21 protein-coding genes are annotated in these 21,685 nt (G+C 71.6%); 15 read left to right on the top strand and 6 right to left on the bottom strand.

The features are described from left to right. Positions 1–34 precede the first annotated feature (34 nt). Both sigK and G5C66_RS01955 read left to right on the top strand, forming a co-directional pair. Positions 35–634, top strand: coding sequence for an ECF RNA polymerase sigma factor SigK (gene sigK / locus G5C66_RS01960; protein WP_165109167.1), 600 nt, complete (start codon positions 35–37; stop codon positions 632–634). Next, positions 624–1,304 (top strand): anti-sigma factor, encoded by a 681-nt coding sequence (locus G5C66_RS01955; RefSeq protein ID WP_165109298.1) that lies wholly within the window; start codon positions 624–626, stop codon positions 1,302–1,304. The genes sigK and G5C66_RS01955 overlap by 11 nt, the downstream gene beginning before the upstream one ends. A 21-nt stretch (positions 1,305–1,325) precedes the next feature. Here G5C66_RS01955 and G5C66_RS01950 read toward each other — a convergent pair whose 3' ends face one another. Further along, on the bottom strand, positions 1,326–2,411 hold the full coding sequence (locus G5C66_RS01950; RefSeq protein ID WP_165109165.1) for a polyprenyl synthetase family protein: 1,086 nt from the start codon (positions 2,409–2,411) through the stop codon (positions 1,326–1,328). Positions 2,412–2,445: 34 nt separating this feature from the next. Between G5C66_RS01950 and metF the strand changes: the two genes are divergently transcribed. After that, positions 2,446–3,336, top strand: a complete 891-nt coding sequence (gene metF, locus G5C66_RS01945) for a methylenetetrahydrofolate reductase [NAD(P)H] (protein ID WP_165109163.1) — start codon at positions 2,446–2,448, stop codon at positions 3,334–3,336. 1 nt (position 3,337) lies between these two features. Here metF and G5C66_RS01940 read toward each other — a convergent pair whose 3' ends face one another. Then, positions 3,338–4,663: a phytoene desaturase family protein gene (locus tag G5C66_RS01940; RefSeq protein ID WP_165109161.1), complete on the bottom strand. Its 1,326-nt coding sequence runs from the start codon at positions 4,661–4,663 to the stop codon at positions 3,338–3,340. After that, positions 4,660–5,295 carry a DUF4126 domain-containing protein gene (locus tag G5C66_RS01935; RefSeq protein ID WP_165109159.1) on the bottom strand — a complete coding sequence of 212 codons (636 nt, stop codon included), beginning with the start codon at positions 5,293–5,295 and terminating at the stop codon, positions 4,660–4,662. The genes G5C66_RS01940 and G5C66_RS01935 overlap by 4 nt, the downstream gene beginning before the upstream one ends. 141 nt (positions 5,296–5,436) lie before the next feature. On the opposite strand from G5C66_RS01935, the gene G5C66_RS01930 reads away from it, so the two are divergent. From G5C66_RS01930 to G5C66_RS01910, 5 genes are all read left to right on the top strand, one after another. Further along, complete coding sequence (locus tag G5C66_RS01930) at positions 5,437–6,030, top strand: hypothetical protein (protein WP_165109158.1); 594 nt, start codon at positions 5,437–5,439, stop codon at positions 6,028–6,030. 191 nt (positions 6,031–6,221) lie between these two features. Then, on the top strand, positions 6,222–6,662 hold the full coding sequence (locus G5C66_RS01925; RefSeq protein WP_165109156.1) for an SAV_6107 family HEPN domain-containing protein: 441 nt from the start codon (positions 6,222–6,224) through the stop codon (positions 6,660–6,662). 37 nt (positions 6,663–6,699) lie between these two features. Continuing rightward, the gene (locus G5C66_RS01920) at positions 6,700–7,428 is read left to right on the top strand and encodes a methyltransferase domain-containing protein (protein ID WP_165109154.1); all 729 of its coding nucleotides are present in this window, start codon (positions 6,700–6,702) and stop codon (positions 7,426–7,428) included. A 114-nt stretch (positions 7,429–7,542) separates the two neighbouring features. Next, positions 7,543–8,748, top strand: a complete 1,206-nt coding sequence (dinB, locus tag G5C66_RS01915) for a DNA polymerase IV (protein WP_165109152.1) — start codon at positions 7,543–7,545, stop codon at positions 8,746–8,748. 145 nt (positions 8,749–8,893) lie between these two features. Further along, positions 8,894–9,262 (top strand): DUF3040 domain-containing protein, encoded by a 369-nt coding sequence (locus G5C66_RS01910; RefSeq protein ID WP_165109150.1) that lies wholly within the window; start codon positions 8,894–8,896, stop codon positions 9,260–9,262. A gap of 9 nt (positions 9,263–9,271) precedes the next feature. Here the strand turns inward: G5C66_RS01910 and G5C66_RS01905 are convergent, their stop codons facing one another. From G5C66_RS01905 to G5C66_RS01895, 3 genes are read right to left on the bottom strand one after another with little or no spacing between them, the layout of a single operon-like run. Then, complete coding sequence (locus G5C66_RS01905) at positions 9,272–11,563, bottom strand: transglutaminase TgpA family protein (RefSeq protein WP_165109148.1); 2,292 nt, start codon at positions 11,561–11,563, stop codon at positions 9,272–9,274. Next, complete coding sequence (locus G5C66_RS01900) at positions 11,560–12,852, bottom strand: DUF58 domain-containing protein (protein WP_165109146.1); 1,293 nt, start codon at positions 12,850–12,852, stop codon at positions 11,560–11,562. The genes G5C66_RS01905 and G5C66_RS01900 overlap by 4 nt, the downstream gene beginning before the upstream one ends. 30 nt (positions 12,853–12,882) lie before the next feature. Further along, positions 12,883–13,872 carry an AAA family ATPase gene (locus G5C66_RS01895; protein WP_338144033.1) on the bottom strand — a complete coding sequence of 330 codons (990 nt, stop codon included), beginning with the start codon at positions 13,870–13,872 and terminating at the stop codon, positions 12,883–12,885. A 242-nt stretch (positions 13,873–14,114) separates the two neighbouring features. On the opposite strand from G5C66_RS01895, the gene mraZ reads away from it, so the two are divergent. From mraZ to G5C66_RS01860, 7 genes are all read left to right on the top strand, one after another. Then, the gene (gene mraZ / locus G5C66_RS01890; protein WP_165109144.1) at positions 14,115–14,537 is read left to right on the top strand and encodes a division/cell wall cluster transcriptional repressor MraZ; all 423 of its coding nucleotides are present in this window, start codon (positions 14,115–14,117) and stop codon (positions 14,535–14,537) included. Positions 14,538–14,769: 232 nt separating this feature from the next. Beyond that, positions 14,770–15,780 (top strand): 16S rRNA (cytosine(1402)-N(4))-methyltransferase RsmH, encoded by a 1,011-nt coding sequence (gene rsmH / locus G5C66_RS01885; RefSeq protein WP_165109142.1) that lies wholly within the window; start codon positions 14,770–14,772, stop codon positions 15,778–15,780. After that, positions 15,777–16,367 carry a cell division protein FtsL gene (gene ftsL, locus G5C66_RS01880; protein WP_165109140.1) on the top strand — a complete coding sequence of 197 codons (591 nt, stop codon included), beginning with the start codon at positions 15,777–15,779 and terminating at the stop codon, positions 16,365–16,367. The genes rsmH and ftsL overlap by 4 nt, the downstream gene beginning before the upstream one ends. A 12-nt stretch (positions 16,368–16,379) precedes the next feature. Beyond that, positions 16,380–18,191 carry a peptidoglycan D,D-transpeptidase FtsI family protein gene (locus G5C66_RS01875; protein WP_165109138.1) on the top strand — a complete coding sequence of 604 codons (1,812 nt, stop codon included), beginning with the start codon at positions 16,380–16,382 and terminating at the stop codon, positions 18,189–18,191. A gap of 85 nt (positions 18,192–18,276) precedes the next feature. Then, a complete protein-coding gene (locus G5C66_RS01870) occupies positions 18,277–18,711 on the top strand; it encodes a MarR family transcriptional regulator (RefSeq protein ID WP_165109136.1) in 435 nt (144 codons plus the stop codon). Positions 18,712–18,823: 112 nt separating this feature from the next. Continuing rightward, positions 18,824–20,017: an MFS transporter gene (locus tag G5C66_RS01865; RefSeq protein ID WP_338144032.1), complete on the top strand. Its 1,194-nt coding sequence runs from the start codon at positions 18,824–18,826 to the stop codon at positions 20,015–20,017. Positions 20,018–20,086: 69 nt separating this feature from the next. Next, a complete protein-coding gene (locus G5C66_RS01860; protein WP_478354312.1) occupies positions 20,087–21,625 on the top strand; it encodes a UDP-N-acetylmuramoyl-L-alanyl-D-glutamate--2,6-diaminopimelate ligase in 1,539 nt (512 codons plus the stop codon). The last annotated feature ends 60 nt before the right edge of the window (positions 21,626–21,685 follow it).

The following is a 21,685-nucleotide window of genomic DNA, read 5'->3' as shown; positions in this document are numbered from 1 at the left end:
GTGAGATCTGTCATTACGTCGGAAGGGGGCGCGCGTGCGCCGAGCGTTGCGGGTCGTGGGCGAGGAGTCGTCGCCCGACCCGACGGACCCGGATCCCGGAGCGGTGCTCGTCGCCGTCGCCGGGGGAGACCTGGACGCCTTCGGTCGCCTCTACGACGACCTGGCTCCGCTCGTCTTCGGCGTCGCTCGGCGTGTGGTGCGTGACCCGTCACGCGCGGAGGAGGTGACCCAGGAGGTGTTCACCGAGGTGTGGCGCCAGGCAGCCCGGTTCGACCCGGCGCGTGGGTCGGTGAGGACCTGGGTGCTGACCATCGCCCACCGGCGGGCGGTCGACACGGTGCGCTCCTCGCAGGCGTCCCGTGCCCGCGAGGAGCATGTCGCGCGGCGGGAGCCGGTCTCGGTGGTGGGGCCGGAGGAGGCCGTCGTGACGGCATCGGAGCACGAAGGCGTACGCCGCTGCCTGGACTCGCTCACGCCGCTGCAGTCGCAGGCCGTCCGGCTCGCCTACTACCAGGGCTTCACCTACCCCGAGGTCGCCGAGCTGCTCGGCCGGCCGCTGCCGACGGTGAAGACCCGGATGCGGGACGGGCTGATCCGTCTGCGCGACTGCTTGGAGGCTGGCGATGGCGCCTGACGTGCACGGCCTGGTCGGGGCCTATCTCCTGGACGCGCTGGAACCGGCCGAACGCGCTGAGTTCGAGGCCCACCTGGCGGTCTGCCCCGAGTGCCGCGAGGAGGTCGACTCGCTGCGGTCCGCGACGGCGTCCCTCGCCGGAGAGGTCGCCGAGACGCCGCCGGCCTCGCTGCGCGGCCGGGTGCTGCGTACGGCCTCGGAGATGCCGCAGCTGCCGCCTGTGGTCGCGGCGGGCTCGCGCCCTCGCCGTCGCTGGCTCCTGGGGGCGATCGCGGCGGCTGCCGCGGTGATCGTCGGCGTCGGCGTGACGGTCGGGATGGTCGTACGCGACGACGACCCGCCACGCATGACCGCCGCCCAGGTGATGTCGGCCCCCGACGCGAGGATGCACAAGGAGAAGACCTCCGACGGCGAGCTGATGGTCGCGATGTCCCACGAGATGCACATGGTCGCCGTCGACACCGCCCACCTCTCCCGCCCCGCCGGGATGACCTACCAGGTCTGGTGGCACACCGACGCCGGCATGGAGTCCGCCGGCGTCCTCGACGAGGAGATGGCCGTGGCCGTACCCGTCGAGGACGGTGACCTCATGGTCACCATGGAGCCCATGGGCGGCTCCGACGAGCCGTCGGAGAAGGTCCTCTTCCAGATGTCCGCCGAACGCCTCTGAGGCGTCGCCGGGCCCGCGGCCTCAGACGGTGCGCTGGGTGGCCGCGGTGGCGAGGGCGCGGAGGACCTCGGCGGCGTTGGCGTCGAGGACTCCCGAAGTCTTGGCGTCGTCGAGAGCGGTGAGGCCCTGGTCGGCGAGCTCGGTGATCGTCTTCTCCACCTGCTGCTCGGCGCCCGAGGTGGTGATGATCGTCCGCAGCTCGGCGACCTGCTCGGCGCTGAGCGGTTGGCCGAGCGCGCGGTCGAGGCGGTCGGCATCCGCGGGCGTCGAGCCGGTCAGGGCGAGGGCGACCAGGACGGTGCGCTTGCCCTCGACGAGATCGTCGCCGGCGGGCTTGCCGGTGACCGAGGGGTCGCCGAAGACGCCGAGGAGGTCGTCGCGCAGCTGGAAGGCCTCGCCGACGGGGAGCCCGTAGGCCGACAGCGCCTCGATCTGGGCCGGTGAGGCACCGGCCAGGGCGGCGCCGACGTGGAGGGGACGTTCGACGGAGTACTTGGCCGCCTTGTAGCGCACCACCTTCATCGCGGCCTCCACGTCCGCGGCGCCGCGCGCCTGGACGGTGATGTCGAGGAACTGCCCGGCGATCACCTCGCTGCGGGTGTGGTCGAACACCGACAGCGCGGCCGCGGTCTCGGCAGCCCCGAACCCAGAGGTACGCAGCAGCTCGTCCGACCAGGTCAGCAGCAGGTCTCCGAGGAGCACGGCAGCGGCATCACCGTAGGCGCGGGACCGGCCCGGCCAGCCCGCGGCGGCGTGGTCTGCCTCGAACGCGCGGTGGGCGGCGGGCGCGCCGCGCCGGGTGTCGGAGTCGTCGATGACGTCGTCGTGGACGAGCGCGGAGGCCTGGAGCAGCTCGAGCGCGGCGGCCGCCCGCACGAGCGCCTCCTCCTCGGCGGGAGAGGGCGCGGGCCGCACGGCGTGGAAGCCCCAACAGCAGAAGGCGGCGCGCAGGCGCTTGCCGCCGGACATCGACTCGCGTGCCCGGCGAAGCAGCGGCTCGACCTCGTCGCCGAGCGGGACCAGCCGCTCGGACTGGGTCTCGAGAAAGGTGTCCAGTGCCCCCTGGACGCGACTGCGGAATTCATCGGCGTCCCACGTTTCATTCACTCTCCGAGCCTAGGGCACTGCCTACGATGGCCCGATGGTGACTGGACGTGGACGCTCTCTCGCGGAGCTGATCAACGAGGGCGAGCGCTCGTTCTCATTCGAGTTCTTCCCGCCGAAGGACGAGGCCGGGGAGGAGCAGCTGTGGAACGCGATCCGTGCGCTGGAGCCCTACCGGCCGACCTTCGTCAGCGTGACCTACGGCGCCGGCGGCTCGACCCGTGACAAGACCGTCGCGATCACCGGCCGGATCGCCGCGGAGACCGACCTCCTGCCCGTCGCCCACCTCACCTGCGTCGGCCACACCCGCGACGAGGTCGCCGGGATCCTGGACGCCTACGCCGCCCAGGGCGTCGCCCACGTGATGGCGTTGCGCGGCGACCCCGCCGAGGGCCCGCGCGCCGAGTGGACCCCGACCCCGGGAGGCCTCGACTACGCGATCGACGTCGTGCGGCTCGCCCGTGAGCGCGGCGACTTCCGCATCGGAGTCGCCGCCTTCCCGGAGGGCCACCCGGGCGCCGAGTCGATCGAGGCCGACGCCGACGTGCTGGTCGCCAAGGCGAAGGCCGGCGCGGAGTTCGCGGTCACCCAGATGTTCTTCCGGGCCGCCGACTACTTCGGCCTCGTCGACCGGGTGCGCGCCCGCGGCGTCGACATCCCGATCCTGCCCGGGATCATGCCGATCCTGAACCTCGCCGCCATCCGCCGGCAGAGCGAGCTCATCGGCGCCGAGGTCCCCGACGAGATCGTCGAGCGCGTCACAGCCGCCGGCCCGGACCCCGCCGACATCCGTGCCGAGGGCATCGCGGTCGCCGCCGAGCTGTGCCAGGAGCTCCTCGACGGAGGCGCGCCGGGGCTGCACTTCTACACGCTCAACCGCTCCAAGGCGACGCTGGAGATCTTCGCGAAGCTCAACGTCACGGTCTAGGTCACCGCTCGGCGGGTCCGATCGACTGCGCGACCAGCGCGGCCGAGAGCCCGGCGAACGGCAGCCCCGAGCCGGGCGTGGCGTGCGCGCCGGCGGCGTAGACGTTGGGGATCGGGGTGCGCGGCCCGAGGCGCTGGAACACCGTGTTGCGCCCCGCCCACTTCACGCCCAGCGGCGACCCGCGCCAGCGGCGCACGAGCTCGGCGGCGCCCAGGTCGACCCGGTGCACGACGTGCTCGCGGACGTCGATCTTGTGGCGCGCGAGCGCCAGCAGGACGTCCTCCATCAGCTTGCCGTGGGAGTGGACCGTCCAGGCGTGCTGGCCCACGGGTGCGAGCCCACGGGTGCGTACGACCAGGGTCGGCTCGCCGTGCAGGACGAGCTCGTCGGGCAGGTCGGTGAGGTGGTCGGGCAGCGAGGAGAGCCCGAGGTGGAAGGTCATCGGCGGGATGGCCGGCAGGGTGCGGTCCACCAGCGGCCGCAGGGCCGGCAGCGAGCGCGGGTCGAAGGCGACCACGACCGCCCCGTCGGCGCCGAGGTCGATCTCGCCGGCGGCGGTGGCGACCGCGACCGCCCGCCCGTCGCGCACGACGATGTCCTCCACCCGGGTCGCGGTCTGCACCGTCACCCGGCGGGTGGCCATCCGGGCGGTGAGCACCTCGGCGACCACGCCCATCCCGCCCTCGACCCGCCAGGCGCCGAAGCGCTGCTCGAGGTAGGCGGTGAGCCCCGCCCAGGAAGGTACGTCGCGCAGCTCCTGGCCCGCGGCGACGAACGGGTGCGCCGCGACCAGCCGGAGCCGCTCGTCCTTGAAGGTCTTCCGCAGCCGCTTGTGGAGGGTCTCGCGCGACCGGAACCGCTCCGCGACGGCGGAAGGCAGCGCGGAGGGCTCCCACGGCACCTCGAAGTAGTGCTGCCGCAGCACCTCCCAGTCCTCGCTGAACCGGGCGACGTAGTCGGTCCACTGCCGGCCGAACCCGGGCTTCAGCGCGTCGAAGGCCGCCAGCTGGGCTCCACGGGTGCCGCCGGGCACCGCGACCGAGGTCTTGTCGGCGAAGCGGTGCTCGCGGACGACGTCCATGGGCACCAGCTCGAGCTCACGCTCCGCGGGCCGCCCGGACTTGCGGAACAGGTCGCGCATCACCGCAGGCAGCAGCGTCGAGGTCGCCGAGGCGTCCCAGGTGAACCCCTCCTCGCGCACGGGCACCAGCGCGCCGCCGAGCTCTCCGGAGGCCTCGAGGAGGGTCACCGAGTGACCGAGCTTCGCCAGCCGGGCGGCGCTGGCCATCCCGGCGTACCCGCCTCCGAGGACGACGACGTCGCTCATGGAACGGGATAAGGCTTGGTGGCGCCGTCGGAGGGCCCGTCGGGCGGCAGGGAGCCTCGCCTTCCGCGTCGGGTCAGCCTGCGCCAGCCCCCGCGGATGGCGCGGAGGACGAGATACATCAGCACCAGCCCGGCGATCAGCAGGACGGCGGCGACGCCGGCGGCGGCCATCGGGTGCTCGGTCGCGAACCAGACCACGCCGAGGACGAGGCCGTCCTCGGCCACGCTGACCACCGAGTTGGAGACCGGCTCGGGGGAGGAGTTGACGGCGAGCCGCTCGCTGGCCTTGACCAGGTGGGACATCAGCGCCGAGGTGCCGCCCACGACACCGCCGACGGCCTCGTTGAGCGAGTCGGCCTCACCAGCGAGCAGGACGCCGATCACGGCGCCGATGGTGGGACGGATCACCGTGGAGATCGAGTCCCAGGTCGAGTCGACGTAGGGCACCTTGTCGGCGACGAACTCGATCGCGTACATCAGCCCCGCGGCGGCCAGCACCGGCCACGTGCCGAGCACGTCCGGGATCGCCTCGGCCCCCGTCGTACGCTGCACGACGCCGAGCACCAGCACGACCAGGTAGGCGTTGATGCCGCTGGCCCACCCGCTGGAGAAGGTCAGCGCTAGAGATTCCATGAGCACATCTTGGCGTACGCCGCCGACAAACCGGCTCCTGCCCGAGACCAGGCGCACGTGTCCGCGTATTTACCTACGTTGCGCCCCGTACGGCAGAATGGGCTGATCAGAGACTGAACCCCCACGTCGCAAGGAGACCGGATGACCATGACGACACCCGACGAGAACGAAGGTGTGGTCGTGAGCGAGGACCCGGAGACCGCTGTCGAGGTGGCAGCGCTCGCGGCCGAGCCCGTGCCGCGCGAGATGACGTGGGCGATCCGACTGATCGTCGGGCTGATCGCGTTCAGCGCGGTCGTGGTCGTGGTGATGGTGCTGCGCTCCGACGACCTGGTGCGCGCCTGGGCGGAGGGCAACCCCTCGGCCAAGCGCATCCTGGAGACGGAGGGCCTCGACGCCCTGATCAACCCGCCCACCGACAACCGGGTCAGCGCGCCGGCGTTCATCGCCCCCGCCATCACGCTGTTCGGGGTCATGGCCATCATGATGGGCGTGCTCGCGGTGTTTCTCCGCAACGGCTTCGAGTGGGCCCGCATCACCATCACGTTCCTGGTGTTCATCTCCGGGGTGGCCAGCGTCGGCGGCATCCTGACCGGTCCGCCGGTCATCATCAGCGTGCTCACCGCGATCGCGCTGGTGATCGCGGCGGGGCTGTTGGCGGTCATGTGGCTGCCGGCGAACACTCGCTACATCCACCCGCCGCACCGGATCCGCGGCGCCGTCGCCGACGACTGAGCGACCCGCCCAGCTCTTCGACACGCCCCGTCACCGAAACGTCTTGTGACTGTCGGTGGCGGGGTGTAGTTTGATCTCGTGTTCGAACAAGTGTTCGAACAACCAGGCTCTGGCGGGCGTCGTCCTCGACCCCCGGCGCCCGCCGGAGCCGTCCACTGCGGGGTCGACCTTGAGCGAGAAGGACGACCCCGATGCATCTGCTGCCGGCGACGACACACAGCTACCTGTTCCGTGCCACCGAGTCGCTCTCGGAGGCCATCGTGGCCGACGACGTGCCGAGCAGGTACGCCATGGCTCACGTCGCCGCCCTCCAGGCCGCAGCGGCGCTGATCGCCGCCCGCACCGACCCGGTCGAGGCCGCCAGCCGCGCCGGTCGCCGCCGGCCGTGGAATGCCTGGGTCCGCCTGAAGAAGGTCGCGCCCGAGCTCTCCGAGTGGGCCGAATACTTCGCCGCCGGCGCCGCGAAGCGGGCCGCCGCGGAGGCGGGGTCGATCCGGGCGGTCACCGCCGAGGAGGCCGACGAGCAGGTTCGCGACGCCGACCGCTTCCTCGCCGTCGTCGAGGAGTCCCTCGGGCTGATGGCCCACACCTCCCACGTCGCGCGCCTCCAGCACGACCGCCTCGTGGGCTGATTCAGGTGTGGTCGGATCAGGGCCTACGCTTGGCCCCATGGCAGCTGGCTCCGCATCAACCAGTCGTCGGGCAGGCGCCCGGACCGTCGCCGTCTGGGACGCGCTCGACCCGGTCCTGGCCGCGGGCCCGCTCGACGTCCTCGACATCGGTGGCGGCACCGGCACCTCGGCCGTACGCATCGCCGGGCTCGGTCACAGGGTCATCGTCGTCGACCCCAGCCCGGACGCGCTGGCGGCGCTCGACCGGCGCGCCCGCGAGGCCGGCGTCTCGGTCGACGCGCGCCAGGGTGACCTGGCCGCCCTCTCCGACGTCGCCGACCCCGGTGGCGCCGACCTGGTGCTCTGCCACGGTGTCCTCGAGGTCGTCCCCGACCCGGCGGAGGCACTGGCGGGGATCCGCGAGGTGCTCCGTCCCGGCGGCACCCTCAGCCTGCTGGTCGCGCAGCGCACCGCCGCCGTCCTATCCCGCGCTCTGGCGGGCCACTTCGCGCAGGCCGCCGAGCTGCTCGACGACACCGCTCCGCAAGGTCGTTCGGGGCGCCGGTTCGCCCTCGACGAGGTTCGCGGGCTGCTCGAGACGGCTGGGTTCGCGGTCGGGGACGTTCGGGGCGTACGCGTTTTCGTGGATCACGTTCCGGGGTCGTTGCTCGACGTCGATCCCGGTGCCACCAACGCGCTCGTCGAGCTGGAGCAGCGGGCTTCTACTCGGGCTGACTACCTGCCGTTGGCTTCGCAACTGCATCTGCTCGCTTCGCTTCGCTCTTAGCTCGCTTCGCTTCGCCGGGTGGCGCCGACGCGGCGCAAACGTCCCACCTCCGCTAGCGCTCCGGCGTGACATTTGCGCCGAGTCAGCGCTTGTCCGCGTCCATGGAGGATCGGGGTGACTTCCTCCGCTGGCGCTCCGGAAGTCACCCCGATCCTCCATGTCGACATGGACGCCTTCTTCGTTTCGGTGGCGATCCGCCACCAACCCGAGCTCTGGGACCAGCCGGTGGTGGTCGGGGGCCACGCGCGAGGTGTGGTGACCTGCGCCAACTACCCCGCGCGGGCCTACGGCATCCATGCAGCGATGCCCGGCTCGATGGCGAGACGGCTGTGCCCGCAGCTCGTCTCGGTTCGGCTCGACTTCGGTGAGGTCGCCGAGGTCTCCAAGCAGGTCCGGGAGATCTTCCGCCGCGCGACCCCGCTGGTGGAGGTGGTGAGCGTGGACGAGGCGTTCCTCGACGTACGCGGCGCGACCAGGCTCTTCGGCAGCCCTGAGCAGATCGCGCATCGGATCCGGCGCCAGATCGCCGAGGAGCTGAGCATCACCTGCTCGGTCGGGGTCGCGCCGACACCGAGCGTGGCCAAGGTCGGCAGCCGCAAGGCGAAGCCCGACGGTGTCGTGGTCGTCCGGCCGGAGGACGTCCCCGGGTTCCTCCACCCGCTCGACGTCGGCGAGCTCTACGGCGTCGGCCCGAGCACCAGGAAGCGGCTCCGGCGGCTCGGGTTCGAGACGGTGGGCGACATCGCCCGCACCCCGGTCCCGACGCTCCACCAGATCCTCGGACCACGCCTCGGCGGCCACCTGCACCGGTTGGCCACCGGCACCGACCGCCGCGAGCTGACCGGCCGGCTGGGACCCGACCTGCCCGACCGGTCGACCGGCGCCCAGGAGACCTTCGGCCACGACCTGAGCGACCGTGAGGACATCGTGCGCGAGCTGCTCCGCCTCTCCGCCCGTGTCACCCGGCGGATGCGGAGGGCGGGCACCGTCGGGCGCACCATCGCGCTGACCGTGCGGTTCAGCGACTTCACCACCATCTCGCGCTCGCGCACGCTGCCCGACCCCACCGACGTCACCCAGGAGGTGCATGCCATCGCCGTCCGGCTCTACGACGACCTGAACCTCCGTGGCCGGGCCCTGCGGCTGGTCGGGGTCAGGGTGGAGCACCTGGTCGCCCGCGAGGGCACCGACCGGCAGCTGGTGCTCGGCGAGCGGGAGCGCGGCTGGTCCGAGGCCGACCGCGCCGTCGACCAGGTCGCCGAACGCTTCGGCTCACAGCTCGTACGCCGGGCGAGCCTGCTCCACAACGGCCGGGGTTGACGCACCTGCCCGGTCCGTTGACACAATCGGTCGTGGTTGTGCCATGGGGCAGAACGTGACGGGGCAAGAATTTTCTGGGCTCACTACCGCCTTCAGGATGGCGTGCCTAGACTTGTAGGTGCCCCAACAGGACATGGGAGGTACGGTGCCACTCTCGGAAGAGGAGCTTCGCCTGCTCGAGCAGATGGAGCGCGCGCTCTCGGCGGAGGACCCGAAGTTCGCCTCCGCCCTCCGAGGCACGGCCCTGCGCCGTGCCCAACGTCGACACGCGGTCATTGCGGGCTTCGTGCTCGCCGGTGGCGTCGCGCTGTTGATGACCGGTGTGATCTCACGGATGTGGATCGTCGGCGTGGTCGGCTTCCTGGTGATGCTCGCCTCGACCTCCGTGCTGCTCACCGCTCTGCGCGGTGCCGCAGCTGTCGAGGAGGATGATGGGGACCACGCTCCACGCAGCTCGTTCCTCGACCGGGCCAGCGAACGCTGGAAGCAGCGCCGCCGCGACAACGACCTCTGATCCGCCGGATCAGGACGAGATCAGCTCCCGCTCGGACCGGGCAGCCGGCCCGTCCACAGCCGAGGTGCTCGGACGGCGGAAGACCGACGCCGGCCACAGGCGTGCTCGGCGCCGCGCCCGCCGGTCGGCCTGCTCCCTGAGCGCGGCCGAGACCAGGCGTACGTCGTCTCCGACCGCCGCGGTGTCGCGGTGCTCGGCATAGCGGTTGCGCTCGACGGCGGCCACGATCCGCTGCAGCGCGAGCATCGGCTCGCGGTGCTGCAGCTGAGGGGCGAGTCCGGCGGCCTCCTCCCGCGGTGAGCGAGTGCCGGACCAGGGCAGCCCGAGGTCGATCGCGGTGTCGCCGAGCTCGTTCCAGCCGGCCTCCGCGTCGCCGGTGAGCCGAACCGTACGCCGGCGGCGCCGGATCACCGCGGGGGCGGCGAGCGCGACGACTCCGACCAGGGCGAGGATGCCGAGGCCGGCCCAGATGGCGCCGGCGTTCGACTCCTCGGTGCCGGTGTCGGCGACCTCCGGGGTGTCCGGGGCCTCCTGCTGCGGCCGGTTGGGCACCGGGGCCGCACCCGTGCCGGCGCTGGGGACGGGCGCCTCCGGTTCGTTGCGGGCGTTGCCCAGCGCACCCGCGGTGTAGCGCGGCTCCCTGGTGTCGGCAGCAGCCGGGGTCGGCTCGAAGCGGACCCAGCCGATGTCCTCGAACCACAGCTCGGGCCAGGCGTGGAGGTCGCGGCCGCGGAACTGCCAGCCGCCGTCCTCGTCCCGGTCGCCGTTCAGGAACCCGACGGCGACCCGGGCCGGGATGCCGAGCTCGCGGGCGAGCACCGCCATGGCCGTGGCGTACTGCTGGCAGTAGCCGACCTTGTTGGTCGTCAGGAACTCCAGCAGGGCCGTGCTGTCGGCGCCGACGTCCCGCTCCAGGCTGTAGGTGAACTCACCGCTGTGGCGGAACCAGTTCTGCAGGGCGACCGCCTTGGCGAACGGCCGTTCCTGGCCGGCGGTCCGCTCGAGCGCGATCTGCTCGATCTCGTCGGGGAGCAGCGGCAGATCGGTCATCCCGGGCGGCGCGGCGATGCCGGCCTCACCCGCGGCAAGCAGGCGCTCCTGGGACGGCTCGACCGGAGCGGCGGTCATCCGCCACCGCTGCCCGGCAACGGTCTGGTCCCGGCCCTCGGTGGACATGAAGTCGAGCGTGTCCTCGTCGTAGCGCCACGGCCCCCTGGCCGTGATCTCGAGGGGATGGGTGAACACCGGGAGCCATGCCGACTGGAACGTCGCGCTGGCCTTCATCTGGTAGGTCGTGGGCTCGCCGAGCAGGGTCTCGTCGGACATCGGCGGCTCGAAGGTGGCCACGCCGGTCTGGTCGGCGGGGACGTCGCGGTCGCCGGGAGTCCACTCGGTGCCGGTGAACTTCGTCAGGGTGAGGATGCGGAGGTAGGAGGGCGAGGTCGTGGGCTCGTCGTAGAGCGGGGTCGCGGTGACCATCACCTCGTCGGACTGCCGGCGCAGGTCGCCGTAGAGCCCGACGGTCGGGTTGATCACCCGCAGCTGTCCGCTGCCGTCGCCCGGGCCCAGGCCGGGAAGCGAGACATTCGGGCTGGGCATCCAGGCCGGGGTGAGCAGGGCGATCGCGACCGCGGAGACGCCGATGACCGCCGGGCCGGCGGATGGCACCACGGGGAGGTCCTCGTCGAGGCGCCGCCCCCAGCGGCCCAGCTGCTGGGCGCGGTCGATCCGCAGCATCACCAGGAACGCGGTCGCAGTGAGCAGGAAGACGACCCAGGAGACGCCACCCCAGCCGCCGGCGCCGATGATGCTGAACGGCACCGTGAAGACACCCAGTACGACGAGCCCCATCATCGGCGGCCGCCGCAGCGAGACCGCCAGGATGTCGGCCAGCAGCACCGCCGCCACGCCGCCCGGGACGAGGTAGGCAGCGACCTCCGGTGCGGACATCGGCAGGTCGAAGGGGTTGAAGGCCGAGTAGGCCTCGGCCATCGCGGCCTCGACCCGAGCCCGGCCTGCGGCGGTGACCGGGAAGGGGTGCCGGACGAGCAGGAGGCTGGTCGCGATCGTGCCGAGCAGCAGCTGCAGCAGCACCACCACCGAGCCGTGCACGCGCAGCAGCCGAGCGGAGATGCCGGTGCCGATGACGAGCAGGCCGGCGACCAGGATCGGCCCGAGGTAGGAGAACGGGGTCGAGGTGAACGAGCCCCACGAGGACAACGCGAACAGGACGGTCAGGAAGCACGCCACCGGCACCGCCATCGCGGGCGCGACGCCGCGTACGTCAGCGGAGGTCATCATCGCGCCATCCCCGCTCCGGCGGCCGCGCCTCGGGTGCCGAGCTCGCGCCAGCGCGTCGCCACCGAGTCGCCGATCCCGAGCTCGACCGCCTTCCACCCGTTCTGGATGAGCAGAGGTACGCCGCTGGGCCGCTGCTGCTCGGGTGCGAGGTGCACCGCGCTCCAGCCGTCCACGTCGAGCGCGAAGGCGAGGGCGGCTCCGGTGTGGTGTCGCACCCGGCGAAGCACGGCGGCGTCCTCCTCATCGAGGGAGCCGAGGACCGCGACGGTGACCCCGCCCTGGCCGGCCTCGCCGATCCAGGAGGCGTCGATGCGGTGGTGCTGGACCGTCTCCACGACGGCGAGCGCCTCCAGCAGAGCGGCAGCGTCGGCCTGACCCTCACGGTCGTGCCAGCCGGCGTTGAGCTCACCGGCGAGGTTGGCGCCGGGCGAGGTGCCGGCGGAGGTCACCAGGCGTACGGAGTAGCCGGCTTCGACCAGGTGGACCGCGACCGAGGCGGCGACCACGACGGCCTGCTCGAAGGAGGAGCCCGCGCCCTGACCCCGGTGGACCGAGCGGCGGTTGTCGAGGAAGACGGTGGCCCGGGCCTGCCAGGGCTGCTCCTCGCGGCGCACCATCAGCTCGCCGAGCCGGGCCGAGCTGCGCCAGTGCACCCGCCGCAGCTCGTCGCCGCGCCGGTACTCACGCACCGTGACGTCCTCCGCGCTCCCGCCGATGAAGGCGCGCGGCCGGGAGTCGCCGGACGCGGTCGCGTTGCCGGTCAGCGGTGTCGACGGCAGCGGGAGCACCCGCGGGGTGACCGTGAACGGCTGCGTGGACTGGAAGGCGCGGTTGAGCTCGACCAGGCCGAACGGGTCGGCGACCGTCACGCGCATCGGACCGATGTCGAAGCGGCCGCGGATCTCCGAGCGGACCTGGTAGCCGAGCCTGTGGCGCCAGCCGAAGCCGATCCGGTCGACCACGAAGCGCGGGCGACCGCCCAGGGCGTAGGGCACCGTCTCCTCCAGCAGCAGGGTCCCGGTGGGGATCCGGCCCTCGTTGGCGATGGTGAGCTCGACCCTGGCGGGCTGGCCGGCCTCGGTCAGGTGGGGCTCGATGTGGCGTACGAGAGCCAGCCGGTAGCGGCCCCACGCGGCGACCACCGCGGTCACCAGCGGCAGCGCGACGAGCAGCATCCCGATCCTGGACAGCGTCGACTGGTCCAGCAGGATCCCGCAGACGATCGCGGTGATCCCGGCGGCCAGGAACGCCCGGCCCCGGACGGTCAGTCCGGACAGCGCCTCGCGCATCGCTCTCTCCCTGGTGCTCGGCCCGGCAGGTCAGGTCTGCGGCACCGGCACGGCGGACACGATGGTCTCGAGGATGTCGGTGACCGAACGTCCGTGCATCGCCGCAGAGGCGCTGGGGAGGAGACGGTGGGCAAGGACCGGGCCGGTCAGCCTGCGTACGTCATCGGGGAGGACGAACTCGCGTCCGTGCAGGGCGGCATGAGCCTTCGCGGCCCGCAGCAGGTGCAGGCTGGCCCGGGGCGAGGCGCCCAGGGCCAGCTCGTTGTTGGCGCGGGTCGCCGCGGTCAGGGCGACCGTGTAGCGGCGGACGGCGTCGGCGACGTAGACCTGGTTGACGACGCCGATGAGCTTGCGGATCTCCGCGGCGTCGGTCACCGGGTCGAGGTCGTCGAGCGGGTTGGCCGCGCTGTGGCTGGCCAGCATCGCGATCTCGGAGCCGACCGGCGGGTAGCCGATCGAGACCCGTGCCATGAACCGGTCGCGCTGCGCCTCGGGGAGGGCGTACGTCCCCTCCATCTCGATCGGGTTCTGGGTCGCGATCACCATGAACGGCGACTCCAGCTGGTAGGTCGCGTTGTCGACGGTGACCTGATGCTCCTCCATGCACTCCAGCAGCGCCGACTGGGTCTTGGGGGAGGCGCGGTTGATCTCGTCGCCCACCACGATGTTGGCGAAGATGCCACCCGGGCGGAACTCGAACTCCCGGCTGTTCTGGTTGAAGATCGACACTCCGGTGACGTCGCTCGGGAGCAGGTCGGGCGTGAACTGGATACGCCGCACCGAGCAGTCGATCGAGCGCGCCAGCGCCTTCGCCAGCTGGGTCTTGCCGACCCCCGGGACGTCCTCGATCAGGAGATGCCCCTCGGCGAGGAGCACGGTGAGCGTGGAGTCGACGACGTCGGTCTTTCCTTCGATCACCTTCTCGATGCTGTCGCGAATGCGGCCCGCGACCCGCACCAATGTCTCGATCTCTGCCCCATGGGCTGGGCCCGGTCCTGCGGCCTCCAACGGCGTCGTCACGTCGCGTCCTTCCGACTCACACCTGCTTATGGGAACACCGTACGGGGTAGCGCCTACGGGCGTCTGCGCCATTGTCCCGACTGTGACCTGCCTGAGGGACGGCTAGGGCCTGCCGCTGAAGCGGCATGTGGTGCGAAAACACCTCGTGGGGGAGGAAGGTGGTTTGAATGTGGGGGATTGTGGGGTACGGTGGGGCAAAGTGGAGGAACGATCCACGTTGAGCTGACCGCGGGGGCGAGCACATGTTCTTCATGGGCACGTACACGCCGAAGCTCGACGAGAAGGGCCGGATCTTCCTTCCCGCAAAGTTCCGAGAACGACTGGCGGAGGGGGTTGTCGTGACGCAAGGTCAGGAGAACTGCCTCGTGGTGTGGCCCGAGGACGTCTTCATGCAGGAGGCGCAGCGGGCCCAGCAGACGCCGCTCACCTCTCGGGACGCACGCGACTACGCCCGTGTCCTCTTTGCGGGGGCCGAGCAGACGACACCGGACAAGCAAGGCCGGATCGGCATCCCGCCGCTCCTGCGTGACTACGCCGGGATCGTCAAGGACGTGGTCGTGATCGGTGTGATGGACCGGATCGAGATCTGGGACCCGGCCAGGTGGGCGGAGTACTCCGCGGGTGCACAGGCCAAGTTCGCGGACCTCGACGAGTCGACGGACTGATAAAGGGACAGATCGACAAAGCGACAGAAACAAGACAAGTCAACAGCGGATCCGCAGGACGAGGTCTCAGTCCCGCTCCACTCATCCAGCCATCCGGGGCACCTTCCCCGGTTCCGGACGGCACAGGTGGTGACGGAGCGGGCATGAGACCTGGCTCTGCGGATCCGTGGCGTTGTCAGCCCGTGGCTCTGCCAAGAGGCGGGGGAGAACACACACCAGACGAAGCCGTGCGATGGGGGTCGAGGCGGTGACGAACCAGAAGCACGTGCCGGTGATGCTCGACCGCATCGTCGACCTGCTCGCGCCGGCGCTCGCCGACGGCGGTGTCCTCGTCGACTGCACGACCGGTCACGGCGGCCACACCGAGGCGGTCCTCGAGCGCGTCCCCGGCTCACGGGTGATCGGCATCGACCGCGACACCTACGCCCTCGGCATCGCCGGGGAGCGGCTGGCGCGCTTCGGCGACCGCTGGACCGGCGTCCACGCGGTCTACGACGAGATCCTCGACGTGGTCGCCGGGCAGGGTCTGGACGAGGTCCAGGCGGTGCTCTTCGACCTCGGCGTCTCCTCGATGCAGCTCGACCAGCGGGAGCGTGGGTTCGCCTACGCCGAGGACGCGCCGCTCGACATGCGGATGGACGCGACCCGCGGCCAGACCGCGGCGGACGTCCTCAACACCTACTCGGTGGCGGACCTGACCCGGATCCTGCGGGACTACGGCGAGGAGAAGTTCGCCAAGAAGATCGCCCACGCCGTGGTCAAGCGTCGCGAGAAGCAGCCGTTCACGACCTCGGGACCGCTCGTGGAGCTCCTCTACGCGGAGATCCCGGCACCGGCCCGTCGCACCGGCGGCCACCCGGCCAAGCGCACCTTCCAGGCGCTGCGGATGGAGGTCAACGACGAGCTCGGGGCGCTGCGTACGGCACTGCCGGCCTCGCTCGAGGCCGTCGGCGTCGGCGGACGCGTGGTCGTCGAGTCCTACCACTCGCTGGAGGACCGGCTCACCAAGCGGGCCTTCGCCGAGGCGACCAAGCTGGACGTACCTCCCGACCTGCCGTTCGTGCCGCCCGACGCGGAGCCGTCCTTCCGCCTGCTCACCCGTGGTGCCGAGCAGGCCACCGAGGAAGAGATCGAGGAGAACCCGCGCGCCGCCTCGGTGCGACTGCGCGCGGTGGAGCGCATCAAGCCCCGATCCAACCCACGAGACAACACAGCCAAGTCAACCCCTGGAGCGACCAGATGAGCATCGCCGCCGCGCCACAGGCGCCCGCGCGCCGCCCGGACCGGGCGGCCGAGACCACCCAGCCCCGGCTCGCCGCCGTCCCGGAGCCGCTTCCGGCCCCGCTGGCCCCGCGGCTGCCGTTCGTCGTGCTCGTGTCGATGCTGCTCGTCGGCGGGGTCGTGGGTCTGCTCGTCTTCAACACCTCCATGCAGCAGTCGGCCTTCCAGGAGCAGCGCCTCCAGGAGCAGGCGACCACCCTGGCCGCCCGGGAGCAGGCGCTCGACGGTGAGCTGAAGAAGATGGAGGACCCGCACAAGATCGCTGCCGCGGCGAAGAAGCTGGGCATGGTCGTCCCACAGAACGCGGCCATGCTGCGGGTACCCGAGGCCAAGGTCGAGGGCGAGGCGGTGCCGGCCGACCGCTCCGCGACACCGCCGCTGCACCCGAAGGTGGCCAAGCCCTACAGCGTGCAGGTCGCCGAGCAGAAGGCGGCCGAGGCGGCCGCGGCGAAGAAGAAGGCGGCCGAGCTGGCGGAGAAGAAGCGCCAGGAGGCGGCAGAGAAGCAGGCGGCCGAGGAGCAGCGTACGTCCACGGGCGAGGCCCGGTAGGGGAGGAGAGCGATGGCCAGGCGACAGCTCCAGCGGAAGGTCCGCCGGCCGGCGCGACGCCCGGGCCCCAAGGCCACGCAGCGACGCGGGCCGGTGCACATCCGGCTCCGCGTCGGCTTCATCCTGGTGGCGATGGTCCTCTCGGTCTTCGGTGGCCGGCTAGTGCAGCTGCAGGGCATCGACCCCCACTCGTACGCCGCGATGGCGGCCGCCGAGAACGTCGTCGACGTCGTGCTGCCGGCCGAGCGGGGCGAGATCCTCGACCGGGACGGCGAGGCGCTGGCCGACTCCTCCGACGGGCTGATGGTCCTGGCCGACCCGAAGCAGACCAAGAAGGACGCCCCGGCGATCGCCGCGTTCCTGGCCAAGGAGCTCGGTGTCGACTACGCCTCGGCGCTGGCCAAGCTGCGCAAGGACGGCAGCCGGTTCCAGTACATCAAGCGTCAGGTGCCCGCGACCCAGGCCACCGCCGCGGTGGAGAAGGCGGGCAAGGAGGGCTTCCAGGGGCTGTGGACCAGCCGTGACCCGCTGCGCAACTACCCCAACGGTGACGTCGCGGCCAACCTGGTCGGCTTCATGGGCAACGACGGCCCCCTCGCCGGTCTCGAGGCCGCCTTCGACAAGCACCTGGCCGGCAAGGACGGCCACGCCGAGTACGACGCGACCAGCCCGGTCAGCGGCACCCGGATGCCGCTGGGCACCAACAACCGCGTCGACCCCGTCAACGGCAACGACCTGACCCTCACCATCGACCGCGACCTGCAGTACTACGTGCAGCAGACCCTGATGGACGCGGTGCAGAAGTCGCGCGCGGAGTCGGGGATGGCCGTGGTCATGGACACCCAGACCGGCGAGATCCTCAGCCTCGTCGACTACCCGACCTTCGACGCCCGGGACCCTGCGGCCTCGCCGAAGGCGCTGCGGGGGAGCAACGCCCTCTCCAACGTCTACGAGCCGGGCTCGGTGCAGAAGGTGCTCACCGTCGCCGGCCTCCTCGACCAGGGGCTCGTCTCACCGTCGACCCGGATCCGGGTGCCGGAGTCCTACATGTCCGGCGGCGCACCGATCCGCGACTGGTATCCCCACGGCGTCGAGAAGCTCACCCTCGCCGGCGTGATCGCGAAGTCCTCCAACATCGGCACCGTGATGGCTGCCGACAAGTACGCCGACGGCCAGCTGCGCGAGTACCTGTCGGCCTTCGGCCAGGGCCAGCGCACCGGTCTCGGCCTCGACACCGAGTCGGCGGGTCTGCTGGCCTCGCCGGAGACCTGGAACGACGCCAACGAGGACCGCATCGACTTCGGCCAGTCCATCTCGGTCAACGCCGTGCAGATGACCGCCGCGCTCAACACGATCGCCAACGGCGGCGTACGCATCGACCCGAGCCTGATCGTCGGGAGCGCCACCAACAACTCCGGCGCCGAGGTCGGCACCGACACCGCCGAGCGCAACCGGGTGGTGTCCCAGGAGGCCGCCACCCAGACCGCGGAGATGATGGAGCGGGTCATCAACGACCCGGTCAACGGCACCGCCAAGCAGGCCGCCGTCCCCGGCTACCGGGTCTCCGGCAAGACCGGCACCGCGCAGCGGGTCAACTCCGAGTGCAAGTGCTACGACGGCACCACCACGGTCTCCTTCGGCGGCTTCGCCCCCACCGACGACCCCCGCTTCACGGTCTACGTGGCCATCCACAACCCCGGCAACGGCGGTGGCGGTGGTTCCGTCACCGGCCCTGTCTTCTCGCAGATCATGTCCTTCGCGCTGCGCCGCTACGGTGTCCCCCCGACGGGCACCGAGCCGTCGAAGATGCCTACTGGTTGGTGAGGCGCGCTCGTAGCCTGTGCGCTGTGACGGATGAGACAGCTGCTCCGCAACCAGAAACATAACATAGATATGTTATGTTTCTGTGGTGAGTACGTCGCCAGCCTCCGGCCGTGACCTGTCGCTCGCCCTCGAGAAGGTGGTGCGACTGGTGCGTGAGGTGTCGACGGCGGGAGACATCTCGCCGACCGCGGCGACGGTGCTCGGCGTACTGGCCCGGACGGGAGCGCAGCGGGTCACCGACCTCGCCAGGATCGCCGGGGTCAGCCAGCCTGCGATGACGCAGCTGGTCAACCGGCTCACCCAGCAAGCGCTGGTCGCCCGCGTCGCCGACGACGCAGACCGTAGAGCGGTCCTGCTCGAGATCACCGCTGCCGGGCGAGAGGTCCTCGAGACCAGGCGCGGCCAGCGGGCCCGGGTGCTCGACGCCGCGCTGGCCAGGGTCTCCGCCGAGGACCGTGCCGCGATCGCGGCCGCGCTGCCCGCGCTGGGCCGGCTGGTCGACGCCGTGCTCGATTCCTGACACGCCGGCCTGCCGGTGACGCGTACGAGAAACAAACGTCTGAGAAGAGGCAAGAAGTATGGGCTCCCACTCTGGGGCAGCTGTCGCAAGTCCGTTCAAGCAACCTCGCGCCGTGTGGGCGGTCGCGTTCGCGTGCGTGGTGTCGTTCATGGGCATCGGGCTCGTCGACCCGATCCTGCCGGTGCTCGCCGAGGAGCTGGAGGCGACGCCCGCGCAGGTGTCGCTGCTGTTCACCAGCTACCTGGTCGTGACCGCGGTGGCGATGCTCGGGGTCGGCTGGGTCTCCAGCCGGATCGGCGCGAAGTGGACCCTGATCCTCGGTCTGGTGCTGATCGTGGTGTTCGCCGGGCTGGCCGGCACGGTCGACGGCGTGGACGGCATCGTCGGCTTCCGGGCCGGCTGGGGACTGGGCAACGCGCTGTTCATTTCCACGAGCCTGGCGGTGATCGTCGGCTCGGCGACGGGTGGGTTCGCGGGTGCGATCATCCTGTACGAGACCGCGCTGGGCCTCGGGATCGCGGTCGGCCCGCTCCTCGGTGGCGTGCTCGGCGGCATCTCCTGGCGCGGCCCGTTCTTCGGTGTCTCCGCGCTGATGGCGATCGCGCTTGTCGCGACGCTGGTCTTCCTGCCGCCGACGCCGAAGCCGGAGAAGAAGGTCTCGCTGGTGGCCCCGCTGGCCGCGCTGCGCCACCGCGGGCTGCTGACCATGGGCATCATGGCGCTGCTCTACAACTGGGGCTTCTTCACCCTGCTCGGCTACGCGCCCTACCCGATGGGTCTCCACGACCCGCTCCAGCTCGGCTGGGTCTTCTTCGCCTGGGGCATCCTGGTCGCCGTCTTCGCCGTGTGGGGCGCGCCGTGGGCGCAGCGCCGCTTCGGCACCGCCGCGACCCTCTACGTCAACCTGCTCGGCCTCGGCATCCTGCTCGCCGTCATCGGCCTGGGCGTCTCCTCACCGACGGTGGTGATCGTGGCCGTGATCCTGTCGGGCATCTTCGTCGGGCTCAACAACACCCTGACCACCCAGGCGGTCATGCTGGTCTCGCCGGTGGAGCGGCCGATCGCGTCCTCGGCCTACGGGTTCGTACGCTTCATCGGCGGTGGCCTCGCCCCGTTCGCCGCCGGGAAGATCGCGGAGGCGACCGAGCAGTCGGTGGCCTTCTACGTCGGCGCCGCGGCGTTCCTGGTCGCGATCCCCGTCCTGGCCAGCGGCCACCGGCTGATCACGGCCGCCGAGCGCCCTGAGCCTGCCGAGACCGCCGAGACCGCCGAGACCGCCGCGCCGTCGCTGCAGCCCGCCGGCTGAGGCTCGCTGCGCCACGCCTGAGGTCGGCCCGGCGGGACCTCGTCCCGCCGGGCGGATAACCTTCGCCTGGTGAGCAGTGCGTACGAGACGGCGGACCCGAAGAGCCCGACCCGCCCCCGAGTGACCGAGCCGGTGACGCTGGCCGACCTGGCCGATGAGCTCGGCCTGGACGTCCGTGGCGAGGCACGCGTCACGGGGGTCACGCTGAGCTCCCAACGAGTGCTGCCCGGTGACCTCTACGCCGCACTCCCCGGCAGCCGCGCGCACGGCGCCACGTACGCGGCCGGTGCGATCGAGGCCGGCGCGGTGGCGGTGCTGACCGACGCGGCTGGCGCCGGGGTGCTGGAGTCCCAGGGCCTCGGCGAGGTGCCGACGCTGCTCGTGGAGCAGCCGCGCACGGTGCTCGGCGCCCTCTCGGCCCGCGTCTACGGCAACCCGTCGGGCAGGCTGAAGCTGATCGGGGTGACCGGCACCCAGGGCAAGACCACGACCACGCGGCTCGCCGAGAGCGCGCTGCTCGACGCCGGCCACCGCGCCGGGGTGATCGGCACCGTCGGCACCCGAATCGGCGGTCACGACGTGAAGACGCCGCTGACCACGCCGGAGGCGCCCGACCTGCACGGCCTCTTCGCCCGGATGGTGGAGGAGGGCACCGAGGCGTGCGCGATGGAGGTCTCCTCCCACGCCCTGGTGATGGGCCGCGTCGACGGGGTCGTCTTCGACGTCGCCGTGTTTCTCAACCTGGGCCGTGACCACCTCGACTTCCACGAGACGGTCGAGGACTACTACGCCGCCAAGGCCGATCTGTTCACCCCGGAGCGGGCGAAGCTGGGCATCGTCAACATCGACGACGAGCACGGCCGCCGGCTCGCCGCCGAGGCGACCATCCCGATCCTCACCTACGCCCTCCACGACGACACCGCCGACTGGCGCGCCACCGACGTCGACCTGCGCCCCGACGGGTCCACCTTCACCGTCCACGGCCCCGACGGCCTGTCGTTCCCCGCCGCCAGCCCGCTGGCCGGGGACTACAACGTCAGCAACACCCTCGCGGCTCTGGCGAGCATCCACCATGCGTACCAGAGCGACGATGTCGTACGCAGCGTCGCCACCGCCCTCGCCAAGGGGTCCGGCGTCCCGGGGCGCCTCGAGCGGATCGACGAGGGCCAGCCGTTCACCGTCGTGGTCGACTACGCGCACAAGCCGGACGCGGTCGAGGCCGCGCTCGGCACCCTCCGCCCGCTGACCGAGTCCCGGCTGATCGTGGTGATCGGGGCCGGGGGAGACCGTGACACCGGCAAGCGGCCGATCATGGGGGAGATCAGCGCCCGTCTGGCCGACCACGTGATCGTCACCGACGACAACCCCCGCACCGAGGACCCGGCGAGCATCCGGCGGCAGGTGCTGGAGGGCACCACCGGCGGGTCCGCGAGCGTCGAGGAGATCGGCGACCGGCGGGCTGCGATCGAGCGTGCGATCGGTCTCGCCGAGCCGGGCGATATCGTCGTCGTCGCAGGTAAGGGGCATGAGACGGGCCAGGAGATCAACGGTGTGACCCACCCGTTCGACGACCGCGAGGTCGTCCGTGAGGCGCTGTCCTCACACTGATCGACGGGCCGATACGGCGGGGTGCCGCAGAGCCGGCGAAGCCGTAGGGAAGAATGCCCG

This window comes from Nocardioides turkmenicus, from assembly GCF_011045035.1.
GTDB lineage: Bacteria > Actinomycetota > Actinomycetes > Propionibacteriales > Nocardioidaceae > Nocardioides > Nocardioides turkmenicus.
Note: the sequence above shows the minus strand (reverse complement) of the source record. Positions and strands in the feature narration are given on the sequence as shown.